This window comes from Streptomyces sp. NPDC002130, from assembly GCF_040296465.1.
Lineage (GTDB): Bacteria > Actinomycetota > Actinomycetes > Streptomycetales > Streptomycetaceae > Streptomyces.
Map to the genome: position 1 here is coordinate 1 of NZ_JBEOXI010000066.1, position 21031 is coordinate 21031.

At 72.9% G+C, this 21031-nt stretch carries 18 protein-coding genes; 6 read left to right on the forward strand and 12 right to left on the reverse strand.

What is annotated here, in order from left to right; all coding sequences use genetic code 11:
- The first annotated feature begins 197 nt into the window (after nucleotides 1-197).
- Nucleotides 198-1034, forward strand: coding sequence for a hypothetical protein (locus tag ABT116_RS15290; protein ID WP_351632853.1), 837 nt, complete (start codon nucleotides 198-200; stop codon nucleotides 1032-1034).
- A gap of 40 nt (nucleotides 1035-1074) precedes the next feature.
- Entirely contained in the window at nucleotides 1075-1821 is a 747-nt protein-coding gene (locus tag ABT116_RS15295) for a hypothetical protein (RefSeq protein ID WP_351632855.1), read from the forward strand.
- Here the strand turns inward: ABT116_RS15295 and ABT116_RS15300 are convergent.
- From ABT116_RS15300 to pgfA, 10 genes are all read right to left on the reverse strand, one after another.
- On the reverse strand, nucleotides 1812-2459 hold the full coding sequence (locus ABT116_RS15300; protein WP_351632857.1) for a hypothetical protein: 648 nt from the start codon (nucleotides 2457-2459) through the stop codon (nucleotides 1812-1814). The two genes, ABT116_RS15295 and ABT116_RS15300, sit on opposite strands and share 10 nt — an antisense overlap.
- Nucleotides 2425-3252: an FkbM family methyltransferase gene (locus ABT116_RS15305; protein ID WP_351632860.1), complete on the reverse strand. Its 828-nt coding sequence runs from the start codon at nucleotides 3250-3252 to the stop codon at nucleotides 2425-2427. Before ABT116_RS15305 ends, ABT116_RS15300 begins: the two co-directional genes overlap by 35 nt.
- Nucleotides 3249-3470 carry a Trm112 family protein gene (locus ABT116_RS15310; RefSeq protein ID WP_351632863.1) on the reverse strand — a complete coding sequence of 74 codons (222 nt, stop codon included), beginning with the start codon at nucleotides 3468-3470 and terminating at the stop codon, nucleotides 3249-3251. Before ABT116_RS15310 ends, ABT116_RS15305 begins: the two co-directional genes overlap by 4 nt.
- Complete coding sequence (locus ABT116_RS15315) at nucleotides 3467-4372, reverse strand: hypothetical protein (protein WP_351632930.1); 906 nt, start codon at nucleotides 4370-4372, stop codon at nucleotides 3467-3469. The genes ABT116_RS15310 and ABT116_RS15315 overlap by 4 nt, the downstream gene beginning before the upstream one ends.
- Nucleotides 4373-4387: 15 nt before the next feature.
- Nucleotides 4388-5134, reverse strand: coding sequence for a class I SAM-dependent methyltransferase (locus ABT116_RS15320; RefSeq protein WP_351632866.1), 747 nt, complete (start codon nucleotides 5132-5134; stop codon nucleotides 4388-4390).
- Nucleotides 5131-6378, reverse strand: a complete 1248-nt coding sequence (locus ABT116_RS15325) for a condensation protein (RefSeq protein WP_351632869.1) — start codon at nucleotides 6376-6378, stop codon at nucleotides 5131-5133. Before ABT116_RS15325 ends, ABT116_RS15320 begins: the two co-directional genes overlap by 4 nt.
- Complete coding sequence (locus tag ABT116_RS15330) at nucleotides 6375-10547, reverse strand: alpha-(1->3)-arabinofuranosyltransferase (protein ID WP_351632872.1); 4173 nt, start codon at nucleotides 10545-10547, stop codon at nucleotides 6375-6377. The genes ABT116_RS15325 and ABT116_RS15330 overlap by 4 nt, the downstream gene beginning before the upstream one ends.
- Complete coding sequence (locus ABT116_RS15335; protein WP_351632932.1) at nucleotides 10544-11236, reverse strand: class I SAM-dependent methyltransferase; 693 nt, start codon at nucleotides 11234-11236, stop codon at nucleotides 10544-10546. The genes ABT116_RS15330 and ABT116_RS15335 overlap by 4 nt, the downstream gene beginning before the upstream one ends.
- Before the next feature lie 113 nt (nucleotides 11237-11349).
- Nucleotides 11350-12537, reverse strand: a complete 1188-nt coding sequence (locus tag ABT116_RS15340; protein ID WP_351632874.1) for a glycosyltransferase family 4 protein — start codon at nucleotides 12535-12537, stop codon at nucleotides 11350-11352.
- Between the two features lie 218 nt (nucleotides 12538-12755).
- Nucleotides 12756-13751 (reverse strand): cell envelope lipid trafficking protein PgfA, encoded by a 996-nt coding sequence (gene pgfA / locus ABT116_RS15345; protein WP_351632877.1) that lies wholly within the window; start codon nucleotides 13749-13751, stop codon nucleotides 12756-12758.
- Nucleotides 13752-13965: 214 nt separating this feature from the next.
- On the opposite strand from pgfA, the gene ABT116_RS15350 reads away from it, so the two are divergent.
- Together ABT116_RS15350 and ABT116_RS15355 are read left to right on the forward strand one after the other, a co-directional pair.
- Nucleotides 13966-14118 (forward strand): hypothetical protein, encoded by a 153-nt coding sequence (locus tag ABT116_RS15350; protein WP_351632880.1) that lies wholly within the window; start codon nucleotides 13966-13968, stop codon nucleotides 14116-14118.
- 2 nt (nucleotides 14119-14120) lie between these two features.
- Nucleotides 14121-15374 carry a PucR family transcriptional regulator gene (locus tag ABT116_RS15355; RefSeq protein ID WP_351632883.1) on the forward strand — a complete coding sequence of 418 codons (1254 nt, stop codon included), beginning with the start codon at nucleotides 14121-14123 and terminating at the stop codon, nucleotides 15372-15374.
- A gap of 19 nt (nucleotides 15375-15393) precedes the next feature.
- Here the strand turns inward: ABT116_RS15355 and ABT116_RS15360 are convergent, their stop codons facing one another.
- The gene (locus ABT116_RS15360) at nucleotides 15394-17403 is read right to left on the reverse strand and encodes a TerD family protein (RefSeq protein WP_351632934.1); all 2010 of its coding nucleotides are present in this window, start codon (nucleotides 17401-17403) and stop codon (nucleotides 15394-15396) included.
- A gap of 222 nt (nucleotides 17404-17625) precedes the next feature.
- On the opposite strand from ABT116_RS15360, the gene ABT116_RS15365 reads away from it, so the two are divergent.
- Nucleotides 17626-18399, forward strand: a complete 774-nt coding sequence (locus ABT116_RS15365; protein ID WP_351632886.1) for an IclR family transcriptional regulator — start codon at nucleotides 17626-17628, stop codon at nucleotides 18397-18399.
- Nucleotides 18396-19244, forward strand: coding sequence for an SMP-30/gluconolactonase/LRE family protein (locus ABT116_RS15370; RefSeq protein ID WP_351632889.1), 849 nt, complete (start codon nucleotides 18396-18398; stop codon nucleotides 19242-19244). Before ABT116_RS15365 ends, ABT116_RS15370 begins: the two co-directional genes overlap by 4 nt.
- Nucleotides 19245-19412: 168 nt before the next feature.
- Here the strand turns inward: ABT116_RS15370 and ABT116_RS15375 are convergent, their stop codons facing one another.
- Entirely contained in the window at nucleotides 19413-20813 is a 1401-nt protein-coding gene (locus ABT116_RS15375; RefSeq protein ID WP_351632892.1) for an FAD-dependent monooxygenase, read from the reverse strand.
- Nucleotides 20814-21031 lie beyond the last annotated feature (218 nt).

Below are 21031 nucleotides of genomic sequence, written 5' to 3' on the forward strand. Positions count from 1 at the left end.
CCTCCGCCTTGCAGCTCCACGCGCCAGGCCCCGCTCACCGGCGTTGAAAGAATCCGCCGATTCCCTGCGGCCTGATCCAAACGACAGGCCCTAGGACTCACGTATCCGGGCGAACTACTGGCGAATGTCCCGCACTTGGCCCAAAGTCGCGATGTACGGTCATCGCCGACGCCGTCGAGCCGCACGCTGGAGTGGGCATGGGGAGCACCTTTCGCTACTGGGCCGAGCGCATCGTGCTGGGCCTCACCGCCGCCGTCGGCATCGCCGTCACCCTCGCCGATCAGCTGGACCTGCTCGACGGTCTGGCGAGCGGTACCGTTGCGAAGCTCACGCTGCTGACCCTCAGCACGGTCACGCTGTTCCTGCTGTTCGAGATCGAACGGCTGAAGGCGCTGGACAACATCAGCACCCAGCTGTCCAAGCTGGACATCGACGCCCTCGCACGCGACCGCAAGCGCGACCACTACGGCGGTGTGGTGCGGGTGCACCGGCGCTTTCCCGAGGAGGCCTTCGAGGGCTTCCTGAACGGCGCCGAGCGTGAGGTCACCATCCTGCAGACCTGGATCCCGAACGTGCACCGCTTCGAGTCGGCGCTGAAACAGGCCATCGCCGACCGCCGCGTCAGGGTGCGGGTCCTGCTGCTGCACCCGTCCTCACCGGTCGCGGACCTGCGCAACGAGGCACTGCGCGGCCTGCGCGACCCGGCCCTGGAGGAGGACGTCCAGGCCGGTGTCGCCCGCTGCCTGTCGACCCTCGCGTCCCTCTTCCAGAGCGTGCGCGACGGCGACCGGGCGCGGTTGCAGGTGCGCGTCTACCAGGCGCTGCCGTCGATCGCCGTCTACAAGGCCGACGAACACTATCTGGTCAGCTCCTTCCTGCACGGCCAACTCGCCATCGACTCGACCCAGTTGGAGATCGAGGGCAGTAACACCGTGATGGGCGGGGAGATCCAGGAGGAACTGGACACGCTGTGGCGCATCGGCCGCGACGTGGATCTGGACGACTGGCGCAGGTCCGTCGACACCGGCCGGTGAACCGCCGGCACACCTGCGACCCGTGGAAAGGGATAGGCACATGAGAGACCTGGACGCGTTCGAGGACGACCTGATCGAGCGGTTCCGGCAGCATCCCGTGCTGGCCGGCACCGGACGCCTTGCGGAGGCCGACTTCGCCGCGCTGCTGCTCCAGCGGCGCTTCGTCTCCCTGGCCTTCACACCCTCCTACGACTTGGCGATCGACCTGCTGTCCGACGAGGCGGGCCTGCGGATCGCCCGGGCCATCCTGCGCGAGGAGTACCCGGACGGCCGCGGCCACACGCGCTCGCACCGCGAGGACATGAAGGAGGACCTGCTCCAACTGGGCATCAGCCGTGCGGAACTGGTGGCTTCCCGGCCGACCGAGGCCACCCGGCGGGCCATCGACGACGCCTTCGCGCTGATCGCCGACGCGGGCGGACACGACGACGCCGACCTGCGGCTGCTGACGTTCCTGCGGTTCTGGGGCGAGGTCCTGGTGTCCGTCGAGTACGAGCACCTGTGGCGGCGCATGGAACCGGTGCTGGCGGGCGAGGGCGGCCGCAACCGCTCCCGCTTCTACTACCCGCACTACGTCCACGACGCCAAGGCCCACCCCCTCACCACCGTCTCCCTGCTGTCGGCCACCCATTCCGACCGCCTGGCCACCCGCATCAGCGACCTCCTCGCGCGGCAGGGCTCGGCCGAGGCCTTCCGCGAGACCGAGGAGCGCGCCCTGCACCTCAAGACCGCCTTCTACGACCAGTTCCTCCCGGCCCTGGACCGGGTCGAGGCCTCTCAGTCCTGACGGCCGGTGACGGACACCCGCTGCACCAGCCCCCAGGTGAACTCCGCGACGGCCTCCTGCCGGACGCCCTCGGCGTCGGGCGCGGTGAACGCCAGTCCCCACCGGGTCGGGGCCGTGCCTTCAAGGGGGCGTGCCGGGGCGAAGGCGCGGGCCGCCTCGTCGACCGTGCAGGACCAGGGGGTGAGGTCGTCCAGGGTGCGCAGCACGGGGCCCTTCACGCCCGGGGCTCGGACCAGCCACTCGTTCCACACCGCGCGGTTCGGGCCGGTCAGCACCTCGAAGCGCAGGGAGGGCCAGAGCGGCACGGGCCACAGCCAGGCCTCGCAGTCGAGATCGCCGATCCGGCGCGGCGTGCGGGACTCCGGTTCGCCCAGCACCTGGCGGATGGGGGTCCCCCCTGTTCGAGCGGAGCCGAGAACTTGGGGGAGGGACAGCGGCGCGCGGGATCGAGGGGAGCGGACCATCGCCTGCCAGCGCTTGTTCGCCTCGCGCATGTCCGCGATCGACACCCCCAGCTCATGGCGGGCGTCCTCCACCAGCCCGGGGTTGTGGTCGGCCATGCGGCGCAGCAGCACCAGCTGGAAGTCGAGCGGGGTGAAGGGGCTAGCGGGGCGCTTTCCGGAGGGCATGGGACCCATCGTCGCCCACCGGGGCCCTGCCGGGGCGGCGGCCGTCGGGCAGGAACAGCACGGAGTTGACGTAGCGCGGGCCCCGCAGGAGCGGGGAGGGCAGGACCCGGCGGAGCAGGCCGTGGGAGACGACGTAGGACGCGTCCGCCTGGTGGCTCTCCAGGGGGAACTTCGCCAGCGGCACCCAGGTGTCGCCGGGCAGGACCCAGCCGTCGTAGCCCAGCAGGGACAGGTAGGTTACGACCGGCGCGATCGGCTGGATGCGGGATTCCAGCTCCACGAACAGGGCCGGCCGGTCACGGGCCAGCAGGCCCGTCGCGCCGCGCAGCACCGCGGGCTCGTTGCCGTCCACGTCGATCTTGATGAAGCCGACGTCGCGCAGACCCAGCTCGTCCAGCGTGACGCAGTGCACGTCCAGCGCGCGGCCGTGGATGTCGCGCCGCACCAGTGAGGACACGCCCCGGTCGCCCGAGTCGTCCGACGGCAGCCACAGCCGGGCGATGCCCGGCCGGTCCGAGGCGGCCGCACGGACCACCCGGACGTTCGGCGGGGCGGCGGCGGCCAGCAGCCGGGCCAGATGGGGCACCGGCTCGATGGTCACGACCTGCTCGGCGAGGCCGGACAGGCGGTGCGTCCACGGCCCGTACCAGCCACCCACGTCCACCGCCGTACGGCAGCCCGGCGGGCACAGCTCGGCGAGCCGGGCCAGCTCGGGCTCGAACCGGGGATAGAGCGCCCGGGCCGTCGCGGCCACCAGACGGGTGGGCAGCAGGGGGGCGACGCGAGCCGCCAGGCTGGTCACGGTGCCATCCTCTTGAGGAGTTTCTCGTGCTCGTCGTCCGGCACCTGCTCGCCCGAGGACGGCAGCAGCTGCGGAATGCCGTCGGTGATCGGGTAACGGCGGTGCAGGCGCGGGTTGTACAGCGCCTCCTCCCGCCCGGCCTCCTCGGCCAGCAGATGCAGCGGGCCCTTGTCGATCGGGCACGCCAGGATCTTCAGCAGCGGGTCGTCGGGCTTCACGGTGAGGTCAGCTCCTTGGCGGGTGGGGAGGGTTGGGGAGAAGCGTCGTGCTTCGGCATGGTCAGCAGCACGGCAACCGCCAGAGCCGTGCCCGCCACCCGCAGCGCGAGCCGCAGCGGCTCGTCCGGCAGGGCCTCGCCGAACGACAGCGTGCCGAGCACCGCCGTGAACAGGCTCGTCACGGTCGTGCACACCGGCACGATCAGCGAGGCCCGGCAGCGCTGCAGCGCCGCCTGCGACATCACCAGTCCGAACACACCGGTGAACGCCAGGAGATAGGGGTACGGGGAGCTCAGCAGATCCAGGACGGCACCGCCGATCCCGTCGGTCGTCAGATGACTGGAGACGCCCTTGATCGCCAGCGAGCTGACCCCGTACAGCAGGCCCACCGCCACGCCGTACTCGACGCCGGTCGTCGGGCGCCGGTGCCGGTTGCGGGTGCGCCGCTCGGCGGAGCCGTACAGCCACACCCCGGCCGCCAGCGACGGCACGCACACCAGCAGGACCAGCGGGTAGGGCGCGTCCTGGCTGACGGTGTCCGCCCCCTCCCGCAGCGACAGCACCACCATCAGCAGCGCCAGCAGGATCGCGCCCAGCGCGTACCGTTCCCGGCCGGACGTCTCCTCCCCGAGCAGCCGCGCCGACAGCAGCACGAGCAGCACCAGGCCGGAGACGAAGATGCCCTGGGCGGCGGCGATCGGCAGGGTGCGGTAGACGACGAGCTGCGCGGCGAAACCCGCGGCCAGGGCGAGGGACCCGCCGATCCACAGGGGGCTGCCGACGACGAGGCGCAGCAGCCTGGCCGGCTGCCGGATCGTCACCTCGGGCAGGGCGGTGAGCGCCCGTTTCTCCAGCACGAAGCCCAGGCTGTACAGGGTGTTCGCCAGCAGGGCCGCGGCCACTCCCCACCACATGGGCTACGTCCTCCTGGCGTGCAGCAGCAGGATCGACGCGAGCTGCGGCCGGGCGCAGGCCAGCCGGTCCAGCGGCCGCAGCGGGCGCGGTACGCCGTGGAAGGGAGCCCCTTCGAGCCGTACGACGTCGAATCCGGACGCGGCGACGAACTCCTTGAGCGCGCGAGCGGTGTAGAGCCGCAGATGCCCCACGACCTCCTTGCCCGGGCGGCCGTGGATGCCGCGCAGGCTGACCTCCGAGAACACCGGCTGCACGCCGGCCAGCAGCAGGCCGCGGTTGTACCAGGCGGCCAGGTTCGGCGTGGACAGCATCAGATGCCCCCCGGGACGCAGGATCCGCCGGATCTCGTCGAGGGCCGCGTCCGGATCGACGAGGTGCTCGATCACCTCGCTGAACAGCACGGCGTCGGCCGACCCGGACGCGAACGGCAGTCCGCCACCGGTGAGTTCGCCGCGCACCGCGTACGGGATGCGGGTGCGGGCGCGGCGCAGGGCGTCCTGGGACCAGTCGACGCCGATGACGCGGTGGCCGGGCAGCAGCGGGGCGGCGGTGGCGGCGGCGGTGCCGTCCCCGCAGCCGATGTCGAGGATCGTCTGCGGGCTCGCGGTCGCCGGGCCGTTCAGGGCGCGGGCCAGCATGCGGGCCTGGCGGAGGCTGCGCGGGGTGCCGGAGGCGACCGGCACGGCGGGGTTCTCGTAGAAGTCGCGCAGGCCGCGGGGCGCGGCGCCGGTGGTGGTCGGTGCCGTCACGGGGTCACCTCCGTGGTGTGCAGATAGTGCTCGAAGAGATCGCGGAGGTGGGCGCCGTCGCCGTGGCTGAGCAGCGCCTTCGACCAGCGCAGGGCCAGATGAAGACGGCCGGCCGTGGAGGCGGTGGTCACCGTCAGGCCCCGCGGCATCCGGGCCGGGGCGGAGAACCAGACCGCGTGCGCCCGGCCCGCCTCCTCCCCGAAGTCCAGCGGGTACGGGATCCGGCCGATGTTGCTGAGCAGGGTCGTCGACGTCCAGGGCGCGGCGGCCCTGCGCAGGGCGCGGGTGAGGGCCGCGCGGGCCGCGACGGGCGCCCAGGGGGCCGTCAGGAGGGCGGCGCCGTGGCCGAGTTGGGGGCGGGGGAGCGCTTTGAGGGCGCGGGTCCGTTCCGCGGTGCGGCGCAGCAGGGCCGGCATGTCGGTGACGTCCAGTTCCCCCGGCGCGAACGGGACTTCCACCAGGCGGGTGCCGTTGCCGATGGGCATCGTGGTGTCACGGGGCCGGTCGTCCACGGGCATCGTGATGCGCAGGGGCCGGGGCCGGGCGCCGTGCTCCCGGTTCCAGTGGGCGATGGTCAGGGCCGTGGTCACCATGAGCTGGTCGTTGACGGTGTACGGGGAGCCCTTGGGGCGGTGCGGGAGGGGCAGCTCGGTCACGAGCACGCCGTTGCCGGGGGAGGGTTCGGGCGTGCCGTGCGCCACCCGCGCGGGGGGCGACCAGCCGGCCGGGGTGTCCAGGACTTCGCGGCGGGGTTCGGCGGGGCGGACCGGGGGCGCCGCCGGGGAGTTGTCCCGGCCCCCGTACAGCTCGGCGGCCGTGGCCAGGACGCGGAGGCAGGCCGGGCCGTCCAGGGCGGTGTGGTTGATGGTGAGCAGCAGGACCGAGTCCACCACGTCCAGCCGGATCGGCGGGGACATCGACAGGGGAGGGGCGTCCGTGAGGGCCCGGGTCCTGGCGTTCTGCAGGGCCCGCGGGCCGGGCGGGACGAAGGTCACCACCTCCACATCGGGCTCCGGCGTCAGCTCCCACTCGTACTGCCGCCGGTACCAGGGCCCCCGCGCCTCCCGCATCAGGATCCGCGGATGCCGGTGCAGGGCTTCGAGGAACGCCTTGCGCAGACGCCCCTGGTCGAGGGGGCCCGGGAGGTGCACCTCGATGTGGACCGTCTCCGGTTCCGCCTCCTGGAGGCAGTGCCGGGACACCTCGTCCACCACCGGGAACGGGATGCGTACCGGTGCCGTCATACGGCCTTGCCCTCCCCGGTGTCCGTCCTCGGCAGTTCTTGCGTCGGCGCCTTGGGAGGCGGCCCTTCGCGCAGGCTCACCAGTCCCGCGAACAGGCCGATCAGCGCGAGCAGTTGGGCCAGGTGCCCGAAGGCGCCCCCGCCCGCGCCCACCGGTTCCCCGGCCCCGAACGCCGCGACGATCCCGGCTCCCGCCAGGGCGGCGAACGCGATCGGCACCAGCAGGGCGTGCCGCCGCGCGGCGAGCAGCGCCAGCGCCGGGACCAGCAGCGCGAACCAGCCCGCGATCACCACGGCGACCAGCGTCAGCGCCACCGTGCCCAGCCACAGACCGGGCAGCGGCGGGGCCGGCTGGGCCGCGTCCGGGTTGGGGGCGCGGCGGCGCCACAGCGCCAGGCCCAGCAGGACCGCGACGCCGGCGCCGCTGCCGATCAGGGCGGCGTCGTACGTCGTGGCCGGCTCGTAGGACAGCTCGACGGCGCCGCCCGCCCCGGCCGGGACCCGCCAGCCCTGCTGCCAGCCGTCCAGCCGCACCGGAGTCAGCTCCTTGCCGTTCAGCGTGGCCCGCCAGCCGTCGTTGAAGTTCTCGTACGTGGTGAGGTACGAGGCCGCGCCCGAGCCGACCGTGACCGCGCGCCGGTCGCCCAGCCAGTCCCGGATCCGCAGGTCACGCCCGGCCGCTGCGGCCTCGGGGACCGTGCCGCGGGTCAGTGTCACGTCCGTCAGCGCGAGCGGGCCCGCGTCGCCGCCCTCCAGGCGGTGCTCGCCGGCGTCCAGCCGCACCTCGGTGTCGTCCCGGCCCTCCTGGCAGAGCGTCACCTCCACGCCCCGCCGCTCCACCAGGTCCCGCACGGTGCCCTTCGCGCCCGTCCGGTACAGCTCACCGTCCAGCGCCACCACCGGACCCTTGCCGCACGGCACGGAGAACTTCCGGGTGCCGTCCGGCTGCGGGGTGCGGTACTGGTCGAGGGACGGGATGTACGCCTCCGTGAGGCCCACCGGGAGGCGCAGGTCCTCGTCGGCGACCGGGTTGTGCAGGGTCAGCGGGGCCGTCTCGGTGATGGTGATGTCGAGCCGGTCGGTGGTGATCGGCGGGAAGCGGACCCAGCCGTTCTTGTCGGCGCCGGCGATGGCCGCGCCGTCCGGGGAGCTGATGTGCACCTCGGACGCGCGGGCGGACAGACCGCCCGCGGGGGCCAGGACCAGCTCGCCGACCGGCTGCTTGCCCTCCCAGCGCAGGTGGATCGTCGGCCGGTCGCCCGCGATCCACGCCGTCGTCAGGTCGCCGTCGGTGAGGTTGCGTGCCGCGAGGCCCGCGCCGAGGCCGGCCGTGGAGTCGGCGGTGGCGACGATCCGGGACTGCTGCTCGGGCGCGACCTCGTAGAGCAGCTCGTCGAGTTCGGCGCCCGGCACGGGCACCGCGCTCGCCTTCACCTCGTACGTCCCGGCGGCCGGGGTGGTGAAGCGGCGGTGCAGACCGGCCTCGGTGCCGGTCGCGGACAGGCCCGTGGGGTCGGAGGCGCGGTGCAGGGAGACGACGGTCGCGGCCGAGGTGGTGTCCTCGGCGTCCGCCGGGAGCCGCAGCAGCCGTGTCACCTGCACGTCCGGCAGGTCGATCTCGGAGAAGCCCGCGCCGGTCAGCCCGGACCGGCGCTCCACGGAGTCGGCGATCGTCAGCTTCATCCAACCCGTGGCGCCCTCGGGGGCCTTGATCCGCTGCGTCTTGCCGTTCGGCTGGAGGAAACTGGTCTTCTCGCCCTTCTCGGTCTCCACCCGCACCTTCGTCGCCGCCGCCCGCACACTCTTTTGCGGCAGCGGCGTCACCTTGAAGGAGGACGGCATGTCGTAGGAGCCGGTGAAGCCGATGCGCAGCCACTGCCCGTCCGGCGTGTCCGGCGCGCCCTCCGCCCAGGCCGTGTCCGGGTTGCCGTCGAAGGCGTTCACCGGGTCGTACTGCGGCAGATGGAAGAGCCAGTTGCCGTACGAGGACGCCGACACCGAGCGGGCGCCGCGCAGTTCGGCCACCGTCTGGTGCTCGGTGCCCTCGGTCGGCAGGATCTGGCGCGGCTTCTCGCCAGGGTCCTGCAGCGCGTCGGGAGCATTGCGTTCGTCGCGCGTGTACGTGTACGACGTACCGGCGCTGACCAGCCCGAACCGGGTGTCCGCCCGCCGCAGCCCGTCACCCAGCACCCGCACGGCAGGGGTGCCGAGCCCCGGGTGGTTGTCACCGGCCAGGACGGTCGCCCGCCCGCGCAGCCGCTCCGCCAGCGGCAGCAGAGCTTCGGGCCCGCCGGACACCACGGCCGTGTCGGCGACCGGGGCGAGCCCGGCCTGCCCCGGCCGGACCACGTCCTCACCGGTCGGCCGGTAGATCTCCACGGCCCGTTGCCGCGGGTACAGCCCCTCGACCTGGAGCGGCGCGTCCTGCGCGATCCGGCCGCCGGTCATCACCGGCCCGAGCCCCGTCACCCGCTCGTACCCCGACTGCTCCAGGGTGCGCTTGACGGTCGTGGTGGGCACGTAGCCGATCTGGTCGGGGTCGAGGTCATTGCGTACGACGACGTAGTACAGCCCGGCCCGGCTCAAGTAGTCGGCCAGCCCCGGCACTTCGGAACCGGACATCAGGGCCTGCTCGACCGCGTCCATCGCACGCCGGTTGCCGGGGGTGCCGAAGGGAACGTAGTCGCGCTGCGCCCACCGCGACTCGGCGAGCACGTCGAGCGGCTGGTCGATGGGCGAGCCCCAGGTGTAGACGCCGTGCGCGGTCGCCGGGACGACCAGGGCACGCGAGTCGGGGGAGTACTTCTCCAGCCAGTCGGCCGTGGCCTGCCAGTACGCGGGGAGCTTCCGGAACGAACCCGGGTTGAGGATCGAGCCGTTGAGGTACGGCCACAGCAGTCCCGGCAGGATCAGCACGGCCGCGATCAGCGGGGCGAAGCGCCGGCCGCGCACCCGCCGGGCCCCGCGCGGCTCGGCGGCCACACCCACCAGATGCGCCAGACCCAGCACGAGCGCCAGCGCCACACCGGTCTGGAACTTGTAGATGTTCCGGAACGGCGACAGCCACCCGTCCAGCCAGCCCTGCACCACCCCGTGGAACGGCGCTCCGAACGCCCCGCCGTACCCGGCGAGCAGCACCAGCGCGGCCACGAGCACCGTCAGCACCAGCCAGCGCCGCTCGGGCATGTCCCGCCGGGCCAGTCCGGCGAGCCCGAGCCCGGCCGCGAGCGCCGAGCAGAGGATCACGACGACGGAGGAGGCCACGGCCCAGCCGGCCGGCAGCCACGCCTCCCCGAGGTGCAGATAGGCGACCCAGTTCCCGGCGCCACGCAGCGCCTCGGTCGCCGACATGGTGTCCGTGGTCGTCCGCGCGGTCTCTATATAGGGGAGGAAGTTCTCGCCGTAGACCCCGAGCAGCAGCAGCGGCACCCACCACCAGGCGGTCACCACGATCACGGCCGGGGTCCACCAGGCGATCAGCTTGCGCTGCCGGGGGCCGGGCGGCCGGGACAGCAGATACAGCCCGACCGGCAGCAGGGAGGCCAGCGTCGCCGACGCGTTCACCCCGCCCATGAACGGCACGAGCAGCGCCGACCGCAGGGCCGCGACCCGGGCGGCGTACCGCTCGTTCGTCAGCGGCAGCAGCACCCACGGCAGGAACGCGCCGGGCAGCGCGGCGGCCGACGTCGACCCGACGACGGTCGTGAACAGCGGCCACAGCGCGTACGCCACCGCGCCCAGCAGCCGGGACGCCCCGCTGCCCACCCGCAGCCGCTCCGCCAGCCGCAACGCCCCCCAGAAGGCGACGGACACGATCAGCGACAGCCACAGCCGCTCCGCCAGCCACACCGGCAGCCGCAGCAGGTCGCACAGCCAGTAGAACGGCAGCATCGGCCACAGATAGCCGACGTACTGGTCCTGGATCCCGCCGAAGCCGGCCCGGTCGTGCCACAACTGGCCCAGATCGGCGAGGAACTGCCCCGGATCGACGGTGACCCCGAGCTTGGTGTCGAAGGTCTGCCGCCCCGGCCGCACGGCGAGGAACAACACGAACACCACGGCCCAGAACCCCAGCAGCCAGCGCCGCGACCGCGGGCCGTCGGGCGGGCCCGAGGCGGTCGCGGTGGTGGGGACGGCTGCCGGGGGAGGAGCCTGGACCGTGGTTGTCATGTAGGACACCGCCGCAGAATGAGGAGGAGGTTCCAGGTGGCGAACTCGCGGATGCCGGGCGCCTTGACGACGGCCTCCGCGAGGAACGGCCAGTAGCGGGAACGCGCCGAGACGATCGTGACGTCGTCGCGGGCGCGCACCTGCCGCAGGGTGGAGCCGATGTGCACCGCGAACAGGTTCTCGCCGAGCGTGTGCTTGGCCGGCCTGCCCGTCCGTCGCAGATAGCGGGCCCGCGCCCGCTCGGCACCGAACCAGTGCCAGGGGGCCCACTCGTGCCCGCCCCACGGCGACAGCCAGTTGGTGAACGACACGTAGATCAGCCCGCCCGGCCGCGTCACCCGGGCCAGCTCACTGAGGAACGTCTCCGGATCGGCCACGTGCTCCAGCACGTTGGACGAGAAGGTGACGTCCGCGACGCCGTCCCTCAGCGGCAGCAGGTACCCGTCGGCGACGACCGCCGAGTCGGGGGGCTTCTCGCCGAGTTCGGCCATGTCGGGCTCGAACAGGAACGCGTTCGCCCCGCGGCGCCGGAACTCCTCGGTGAAGTACCCGCTGCCCCCACCGACGTCGAGGACGGTACGCCCGGCGACGGAACCGTCGTAGGCCTCGACCTGGTCGGCGGCGTCGCGGGCCAGCAGGGAGTAGCAGGCCGCGGGGTCGTCCTGCTCGTGGCGGAACGCGCGGAACAGGGCGAGGGAGCGCCGGAACGAGGGATCTTTCCAGCCGGGGCGCCGGGAGGTGCCTGCCCGGGGGCTCGGGGCGGTGGCATGTGCGGTTCCGCCGCGTGGGCGCTGGGGCGGTGTCACGGCCCCCAGCCCCTCACCGCCTCGGCGGCCACCACCCGGAACTGCCGCACCGTCCGGTCCCACCGGAACTGTGCCGCCCGCTCGCGCGCCGCCTTGCCCATCAGCTCCCGCTGTCGCCCCGACAGGGCCAGCGCACACCACGCCGCGGCGAACGAGGACTCACCGCGCGCGAGGATCCCGGTCTCACCGTCCACCACGGAGTCCTTGAGCCCCGGCACGTCGAAGGCCACACTCGGCGTCTCCCGGGCCGCGGCCTCCGTCACGACGAGACCCCACCCCTCCACCGCGGACGGGTGCAGCAACAGCCAGGCCGCGCAGAGCAGTCGGTGCTTCTCGGCCTCCGTCACGTAGCCGGTGAACTCCACACCGGGACCGGCGAGCCGCTCCAGACGTTCCCGTTCGGGCCCGTCACCGACGATCACCAGCCGGCCGCCGGTCACCGGCCGCACCCGCTCCCACAGCCGCAGCAGCAGATCGACCCGCTTGTACTCGACCAGCCGCCCGACGGCGACGAACAACGGCTCGGCCGAGCGATCGGCCCTCGGGCCCGGCTCCTCGACCCCGTTGTGCACGACCCTGATCCGGTCCCGCTCGACCCCGATCGCCCGCAGCGCTTCGGCGGTCGAGGAGGACACGGCGACGAGCAGGTTCCGCTGCTGCGCCCCCGTCAGCGCCCAGTGTTCGAGTCTTCGGCCGATCCGTGCCGCCGGTGCCAGCGGCCCGCCGAAGCGCATCTTCCACAGATCCGTGTGGACGTGGTTGACCAGGGTCAGGGTCGGCCCGCGATGCCACAGCGGCGCCAGGTACGGCATGCCGTTGCACACCTCGACCAGCAGGTCGCAGTCGCCGACGCGGCGGGTGAAGGCCGATCTCGCGCGCAGGTAGTGCCCGTACGGGCCGCCCGCCGACACGACCCGGTAGTCACGGAAGGCTGCGGGCCCCCCGCACAGCAGGGTCACCTGGTGGCCCATGCGGGTCAGTCCGTCGGCGAGTCGGTCGACCAGCAGCTCGGAGCCGCCGGCGGACGGGTTGTCCAGATCACGATGGGCGAGGAAGACGATCCGGCGCGGAGGTGGGGGGAGCGCCGGAAGGTGCTGCGGCGCGCTGGGGGACGCGGCGCGGTGGGGGTCCCCCCGCTCGAGCGAAGCCGAGAGTGGGGGAGCGGACGGTACGTGCTGGGGCATGGGTGCTCCAACTCGTGTTGGGGTGTGGAACTCAGCGTGGGGAAAACGTGGGGGGTGTGGTCGTCGCAGGGGGGCGGCCCGTGGGGGGCCTGAGCTCTTCCTGGGAGGGGAGTGTGGACGGGATGTGCTCGGGTGGGGTTGGACAGTTTTCGCCCGGACGTTCGCCACGGCTACTCACCGACGTGACAATTTCGGGCTTTGTTGGAGCTGACGTCACATCACATCGTGAGGGTGGACTGGGGCGTATCGGACCTTTCGGTCGGAACGGGGCTCTCCGGCTCCTTCCGCCCACGCGCCACGAGAACGCCACCCGCAACGGCGAGCACGAAGCCGCCCACCGCGGCCCCGATCGGCAACGTCGTTCCGACGAGCCGGAGTTGCCCGCTGTCCCGCTTCGCCTGCCGCACCGCTTCCTTCTGCGTCGCGGTCGTGAACGACACCTTCCGGCTGTCCAGCAGCACCGCCGCGTCCTTCTTCGCGCCCGGCGCCCGCAGCGTCCGCCGCGGGCCGGTCTGCGCGTAGATCACGCGGCCCGTCGCCTGGTCCACGACCAGCTCGAAGCCGTGATTGGAGTACCACTCCTCGGCCGGCACCTGCGGCCGGTCCGGCTGGTCGACGAGGCTGCCGGGCACCATGCGCGTGCCGGTCCTCGTCGGCGGCACGGAGCCGGTGAACCTGTAGCCGGTGTAGCCCTGGATCTTCGCGGTGCCCCGGTAGCGCAGTACGACCGTGTCGCCGAGGGTGTTGTCCCACCACTGGTAGGAGCGTTTCTGCACGTCGAAGGGGAACTTCAGATACGCCTCGCCCTCGATGTACGGCTTCTCCCCGCAGCAGTGCACCGGCCGCGTGGTCTTCCGGTCCATCACCCAGCGGTGGGGGACGAAGTCCAGCGCGTCGTGCGGATCGGCGGCCGGGAGTGACTTGTCGGTGTCGACCGTGGTCGTCACGTCCCAGACGGCGTTGCCGCTGCGTTCGCTGTCCTCGACGTTGCCCCGCACCCGCTGGGTCACGGTGATCTTCCGGCCGGGCACCGTCTCGATCCGGTCGGTGTCGAAGACGCTGCCCCGGCCGGTGTAGACGGCGGTCGTGTCGATGTCGATCGGATTGACCGCGGCACGCGGTTCCACGTACCAGGCGAGCAGCGGCGCCAGCACCAGCAGGAACGTGCCGAGACCCAGCAGGACCAGGGAAAAGGGAGAGGTTGTACGGCGCATCCGGGCACTCCAGTGGCTTGGGACGGCTCGACGTACGAGAGGGCCGGCACGGCGGTGGGATGCGCACGTGCGGCTGGGCCGGGAACCGTAGGCCGCTCTTGACGGGGTGTCAATGCTTGTCGAGACTGGGCGCGACAGGCAGGGACGGGGTGCCGGGGTGGGGCAACCTCCGGACGATCTCCGGGCGAATCCGGACAGAGAGGCTGACCCTGCGATGTCGAGACTGCTCGCTGCCGCGCTGACCGTCGCGCTCGCCGCCGCCCTCGCCGTGGGCGCCGCGCTGGGCGTGGTCGCGCTGCTCGAAGCCACACCCGACCAACCGAACACCCCCCTGATCACGTACGAGCAAACAGGGCAGGGGCGTTGACCGTGACGGCCGCCCGCACCGCAGCCGCCCTCTCGACGCGCTCGGCCTGGCACGACGTACCGCGCTTCCAGGTGCGCCGGTTCGCCGCCATCGCCATGGCCGAGGCGCCCGCGCTCGCCGAGGAGATCCTCCGTGAGATCCAGCGCGAGTACCCGCATCTGCCCGTCGTCCTCGACGACTCCGGCGAGCCGATGGCCCTGGTCGGCATCCGCCGCGCCATCGAGGTGTTCGTGCAGCACCTGGAGCACTCGGAGGGACGCCCGACCGTCCCGCCCGGCGTCTTCCAGGACTTCGGCCGCGGCGAGGGCCTGAACGGCCGCTCCCTCGACTCCCTCCAGGCCATCTACCGCATGGGCGTACGGCTGGCCTGGCGCCGCTTCGCCGACATCGGCCAGCGCGTGGAGATCCCGCCCCCGGCGATGTACGAACTCGTCGACGCGGGCTACGAGTACCTGGACGGCCTGGTCGACCAGTCCGTACGGGGCTACGCCGAGGCCGCCGCACGCCAGGCCGGCGAACGCCTGCGCCTGCAACGCCGCCTCATGGAGCTGCTCCTCGCCGAGAACCACCGCGGCGACCCGGCCGAGGCCCTGACCGAACGCGCCGCCCGCATCGGCTGGCCCTTACCGGCCAAGGTCGCGGTGGGCGTGCTGCTCCGCCCGGCCCGCGAGGCGATGGCCCCGGCGGTCGGCCAGGGCGTCCTGCTCGACATGGAGTACGAGCAGCCGCGCATGGTCGTGCCCGAGCCGGACGCGGCGGGCCGCCCCGAGCTCATGCACCGGGCCCTGGCCGGCTGGTCCGGCGCGATCGGCCCACCGGTCCCGCTCACCGAGGCGGCCAAGTCCCTGCGCTGGGCGGAGGCCGCGGTCCGTCTGATGGAACGCGGCCTCCTGCCCTCCGGCGAGGTCCTCTACTGCACCGAGCACACCGAGGCCCTGGTCCTCCTCCAGCCCGAGGAACTCATCGACGACCTGGCCCTGAGGTGCCTGGCCCCCCTGACCCACTGCGGCCCCACGCACGGCCGCCGCCTCGCCGAGACCCTCCTGGCCTGGCTGGAGACCCGCGGCGGCGCCCCGGAGGTCGCCACCCGCCTCGGCGTCCACCCCCAGACGGTCCGCTACCGCCTGCGCCAGATCCGCGAACTGTGGGGCGACGAGATCGACGACCCCGACCGCCGCTTCGAACTGGAACTGGTGCTGCGGGCGCAGCGGTTGCGGGGGGAGCTGGGGGTGGCACGGGGGCGGCGTGCCCGGTGAGCAGCGCCGCCCCGGCGGGTCACACCGTGGCCCGCTCCTTCCCCGCGGCGCGCCCGGAAGCCGGGGCGTCCAGGTGCACCACCACGGAGGTGTGGAAGCGGTGCACGGCGTCGTCGACGCTGCGGATGAAGCCGGACTCGGCACTGCCGCGGCCGCTCCCCATGCCCTTGAAGAGAGACAGCCGGAATCCGGTGATGCGGGTCGAGCCGTCCTTCGGGAGCAGGTCCGCGGGTTCGGGACGCAGCCGCTCCAGCGTGCCCCGCGGGCCGCCCGTCTCGCCCTCCACCAGGGTCTCCACGTGCAGATCCGCCGGTGCCTCGGCGAGGCGGCGGACCAGGCGTTTGGCCCAGGTCAGGGGGTAGCCCTGCTCGGGTGCGGGGATCTCCACCGACGTGCGCAGCTTGGCGGTCCGCAGATCGGCGCTGATGGTGAGCAGACCGGGCGCGCCCTCGACACGCAACTCCGCCTGGAGCCGGCCTTCCACGCACAGCTGGTCGGCCAGGCGGGCGCGGCGGGCCCCGGGGTCGGTACCACGCCGTGTGCGCTGGGCGGGCAGCACCTTCTGCCCGAGCTCGCCCCCGAGCCGCAGGCACACCTGCCGGATGAGCCGTTCCCAGCTCTCCACGACCTCCAGGGCGCGCGGGTCGCCTTGGCAGAGGGTCTCGTCACCGATCCCGTTGCGTACGGGCACCCAGGCCGCGCCCATGTTCTGGAAGCCGTGACAGCCGGAGTTGTCGTGCTGGAGGTAGTGCAGCAGATCCTGGAGCAGCCAGGTGCGCGCCGCGTTGCCTACGCCCTCGTGCCGGATGAGCATCTGGGCCTGATGGGCCACTTCGGCCCACGACAGGTGCCAGAGCGCCACCTGGTGCTTGCGCCGCCGGTCGATTTTCACGTCGACCAGGGGGCTGCCCTCCAGCGCCACGTCGTTCGACAGGGTGATCACGGCCTCGTAGCCACGCCGGGCCGCGATGTCCATGTAGGCCTGCACCTGGTCGGACTTGAGGGGGTTGCCGTTGGTCTTGGTCTCGACGAGTGCCGTCCACAGCTTGCCGGCGCGCTCGACGCGGATCACCCCGTCCGGGCGCCGGGGCGTGTCGCCGTGCGGCAGGGAGACTTCGGTGAACGTCTCCATCCGGCCGGACGGAGCGCCGAAGGGAGCGGTGATGCGTCTGCCGAACCGGGGCACCTGGGCCATCACCGACAGCAGCACCGACGTGGCCCGCGTCTCCCGGTCCCGGTCGTTCTTGAGCGCTGACACCGGAAAGAGGCGAGCCTGCCTCCAGGTCTCGTTCTCCGCGAGGCTCCTGGCGGGCGGCCTGGGTGGTGCGACCTTCTTCTTGGCGGTCCGGGGCCGGGCTGTCCGCTTCTTCGGCGCGGCCACCTCCTCGGCCGGTGGGCGCGGGGCCGGAACGGCCTCCAGTGTCGCCGGCGGGGAAGCATCGGCGGTGCCGGCGGCGGGCTCCTCGGCCGCCTCCGTCGCGGGCTCCGTCTCGTCGTCCTCGATGTCGACGCCGAAGTCCGTCGCCAGCCCCGCCAGCCCGCCCTCGTAGCCCTGACCGACGGCCCGGAACTTCCACTCCTCGCCCCGTCGGTACAGCTCACCGAAGATGATCGCGCTCACCTGGCCGGCGTCCTCGATGACGAACCGGAGGAGGCTTTCACCGCCCGCGTCGGCCAGCGTCACCTTCAGGTCGTTCAGTTCGCCGAAGCGCGCCCCTTCATAACGGCTCGCGGCGACGACGATCCGCTCCACCTCGGCCGGGACCGCGGTGAGGTCGAAGCTGATCCGGTCCTCGCTGCCGTCCCCACTCGGCTCTTTGCCGAGCAACTGCACACTGCCGTCGGCGGCCACCGGGTTGTTGTAGAAGTAGAAGTCGGCGTCGCTGCGTACCTTGCCGTTGCCGTTCAGCAGCAGGACGGACACGTCGGCGTCGCCCTCCCCGGTCGGGCTGGACCAGCCCAGACTCACGATCGCGGAGCCGACGTTCTCGCTCAGGGCCGTTAAGGACACGTTCGAGCCCATGGTCATGTCACGCACAGAATCCCCCCACCTCGCGACACCTGTGACGTGTCGCACACCCGGCACTTTAATGTGCACAGAACGTGCACGTGGGGTGCTCGTGGGTTTCCGCTCGCCGGGACTCCGCCCATTGCCCGGACATATCTCTATGGCTAGCCTGTGTTCGTCATGCCGATCGCCTGTTGAAATCTCGAACGCAGGCGCCTGAGACATATAGGGAGGGGGCCGGTCGTGGGACGCCTCGTACCAGCCGTGACCCGGGCTCTCGACATTCTGGAGCTCTTCCTCGACGGGGACGGGACGCTCTCCGCCCCCGACATCGTGCGCAAGCTCCAGCTGCCGCGCACCACCGTGCACGAGCTGGTGACCACGCTCGCCGCCCGGAAGTACATCGTTCCGATGCCCGGTCAGCCCGGACGCTACCGGCTCGGCGTACGCCCGTACCAACTCGGTGCACGGTACTCCGAGCAGCTCGACCTCGCGGCCGAGGGCCAGCAGGTCGCCCGGTCCGTCGCCGAGACCTGCGACGAGACCGTGCACGTGGCGATCCTGGAGGACACGGACGTCATCTACATCGCCAAGGTCGACTCCACGCACGCCGTGCGGATGGTGTCGGCGGCCGGCCGCAGGCTGCCCGCCCACTGCACCTCCGTCGGCAAGATGCTGTTGGCCTCCCTTCCGGAGCCGGAGCTCACCGCGCGCATCCCGGACAGCGCCGAGCTGGTCGCGATGACCCCCAACAGCATCACCGACCCGGGCGCGCTGCGCGAGGCCCTGGCCGAGATCCGTGAGCGGGGCCTCGCCGTGGAGAACCGCGAGTCCAACCCGGACGTGTCCTGCGTGGCAGCGCCGGTCCGCGACCGCACCGGGCAGGTAGTCGCCGCCCTGTCGATCTCCGTGCCCATGATCCGCTGGAGCGAGGAGCGCCGGGCCGAGCTGGAGCAGCTCGCCGTCAAGGGCGCCGCCGAGCTGTCCGAGCACCTCGGCCACCGGAGCGTGGCATGACGACGCCGTACGAGGTCGCGGTGCGCGCCGAGGCCGAACTCGGCGAGGGACCCACCTGGGACGCGGCGACCGGCCGGTTGCTGTGGATCGACATCCTGGGCTCCCGCCTGCACACCTACGACCCCGCCACCGGGCGCCGCACCCTGCGCCGCACGGAACAGCACATCGGCGCCGTCAAGCCGCGCGCGGGCGGCGGACTGGTGCTGAACCTGCGCGACGGGGTCGGCCTCCTCGACCCCGACGGCACCTTCCGCTGGCTCCACCACGAGCCGGTCCCCGGCCGCCGCGCCAACGACGCCGCCGTCGCGCCCGACGGCGCGCTGTGGGCGGGCACGATGCGCTACGACGAGGCACCGGGAGGCGGCACGCTGTCCCGCGTGACCGGCGACGGCACGGCCGAGGTCGTGCTCGACGACGTGGCCGTCAGCAACGGCACGGGGTGGAGTCCCGACGGGCGGCTCATGTACTACGTCGACTCCCCGACCCGGCGCCTCGACGTCTTCGACTACGCGGACGGCCGGATCTCCGGGCGGCGGACCCTCGCCGAGATCGAGGAGAGCGCGGGCTTCCCGGACGGGCTGACCGTGGACGCCGAGGGGTGCGTGTGGGTCGCCCTGTGGCAGGGGTCGGCGGTGCGGCGGTACACGCCCGACGGTGAGCTGGACCGGGTGATCGAGCTGCCGGTGCCGCTGGTGACGGCCTGCGCGTTCGGCGGGGCGGGGCTGACCGACCTGTACGTGACGACGGCCCGGGTGGGGCTGACCGAGCCGCCCGCGCTGGCGGGATCCCTGTTCGTGGTGCCGGGGGCGGGCAAGGGACTGGCAGAGCCCGCGTTCGCCGGCTGACGAGGGGCGGGGGCGAGCAGCGGGCGGGCGGGACCGGGGGGGGGCGACAGGCCCCCGGGACGCCCGCACGCGAGGACGCCGACGGGGCGCGCCCTACCGGACCGGACCGCCGTCGAGGGCCCGTCGTCCTCGCCGCCCGCTCCTACGGCGGTGTTCCCGCCACCGCCCTCAGCGTCCCGTCCGGTCCAGCCGCCGCAGGACCGCCCGCTCGTCCTCCGTCAGCGGCGCCCCCACCGCCGCCGGCAACGGCGGCCCGCTCAAGGTCGCCAGTACCGTCGATGGCCGTAGCAGCCGCGTCGGCCCCGTCGTCATGCTCATCACGTCCCAGAGCGCCGACGCCGCCGTGTACGAACCGGTCGCCGTGCGGATCATGCGGCGCATGTAGGCGGTGACGAGACGGTCGGCGATGCCGGGCGAGCCCCCACGCGTCCCCGGGTACCAGACGTCCTGGCTCACCGCCATCGTCCACGCGGCCTCCACCGGCCTGGCCGCCCGCCGCTGCACCCGCCGGGCGAGCCCGGGCTCGCCGAGGCCGGACCGCCGCAGCTCCCGGTCCAGCTCCCGGGCGCCCAGCGCGGCCACCGACATGCCCTGGCCGTAGGCGGGGTTGAACGTGGCCAGCGCGTCACCGAGGACGACGAGGCGTTCGGGCCAGGAGCGGACCTTCTCCAGGTACCGGCGGTGATTGCTGGTGCTGCGGCTGACATGGACGTCGGTGAGCGGTTCCGCGCCGGAGATCAGCCGGCCCACGATGGGGTCGGGCAGGTCCAGGGTGTACCGGACGAACGCGTCCGGGTCGGACGGCGGTTCGCCACCGCCCCGTGTGCCGGCGAGGCTGACCATCCAGCGGTCGCCCTCGATCGGCAGCACCATGCCGCTGCGGCCGGGCCGCCCCTGATACGGATCGGACTGCACCATGGTCAGCGGGAACCGCCCGGCTCCCTCGGGAGTGCGGTAGAGACGGGTGGCGTTCACCAGGCCGGCGTCCACCGTCTTCTCGCGCACGCCGTCGACGCCCAGCCCCGCCAGCCAGGTCACGATCCGCGAGCCACGTCCGCTCGCGTCCACCACGAAGTCGGCGGCGAGTTCCTCCTCCCCGTCAGGGGTCGAGAGGCGAACCCCGGTCACACACTGCCTCGACCCGGTCAGCTCCAGCACCCGCGCCTTGCGGATCACCACCCCGGTGCTGTCCAGCACGGCGCCCCGCACCGCCCAGTCGAGCAGGGCCCGGGTGCAGGTCAGCATGCTCGGGCCTGGGTGACGCCAGCGCCGGAACCAGCCCTCGGGCGTGAGGGCGACCATGCCCGAGCCGAGCGGAATCTCGTGCGCACCGGCGGCGAGCAGGTGCTTGCGCATGCTCACGCCCGGCACCAGGTCCTCCATGGGGGCCAGACCGCCGGCCATGAGGAGATGCGCGTGACGTCCCTGCGGCAGACCCTTGCGGTGCTCCGGCCCCTCGGGCAGATCGTCGCGGTCGAGCACGACCACCTCGTCCGCGACGGCGGACAGGGCCGCCGCGGCCAGCATGCCGGCCAGACCCGCACCGATGACGACAGCTCTACGCGACATGCGACTCCTCGCACTCAGCCATGAAGGCTCCTTTGCCCTGTGGGCATTCCCCGACGTCCGGCCACAGCCGCGCGGGGCACAACGCCCGTGCGTCGGCGGCGGTTTCGAGCCATGCGGGCCTCGTTCCGGACGGCTCTCACCGTACCTTCACGTTCCGTGCCCGCAGCCTTTCGTGCGGGGTCTCGTCCGGGCAGGCGGCCCGGCAGGGCACCGGCCGC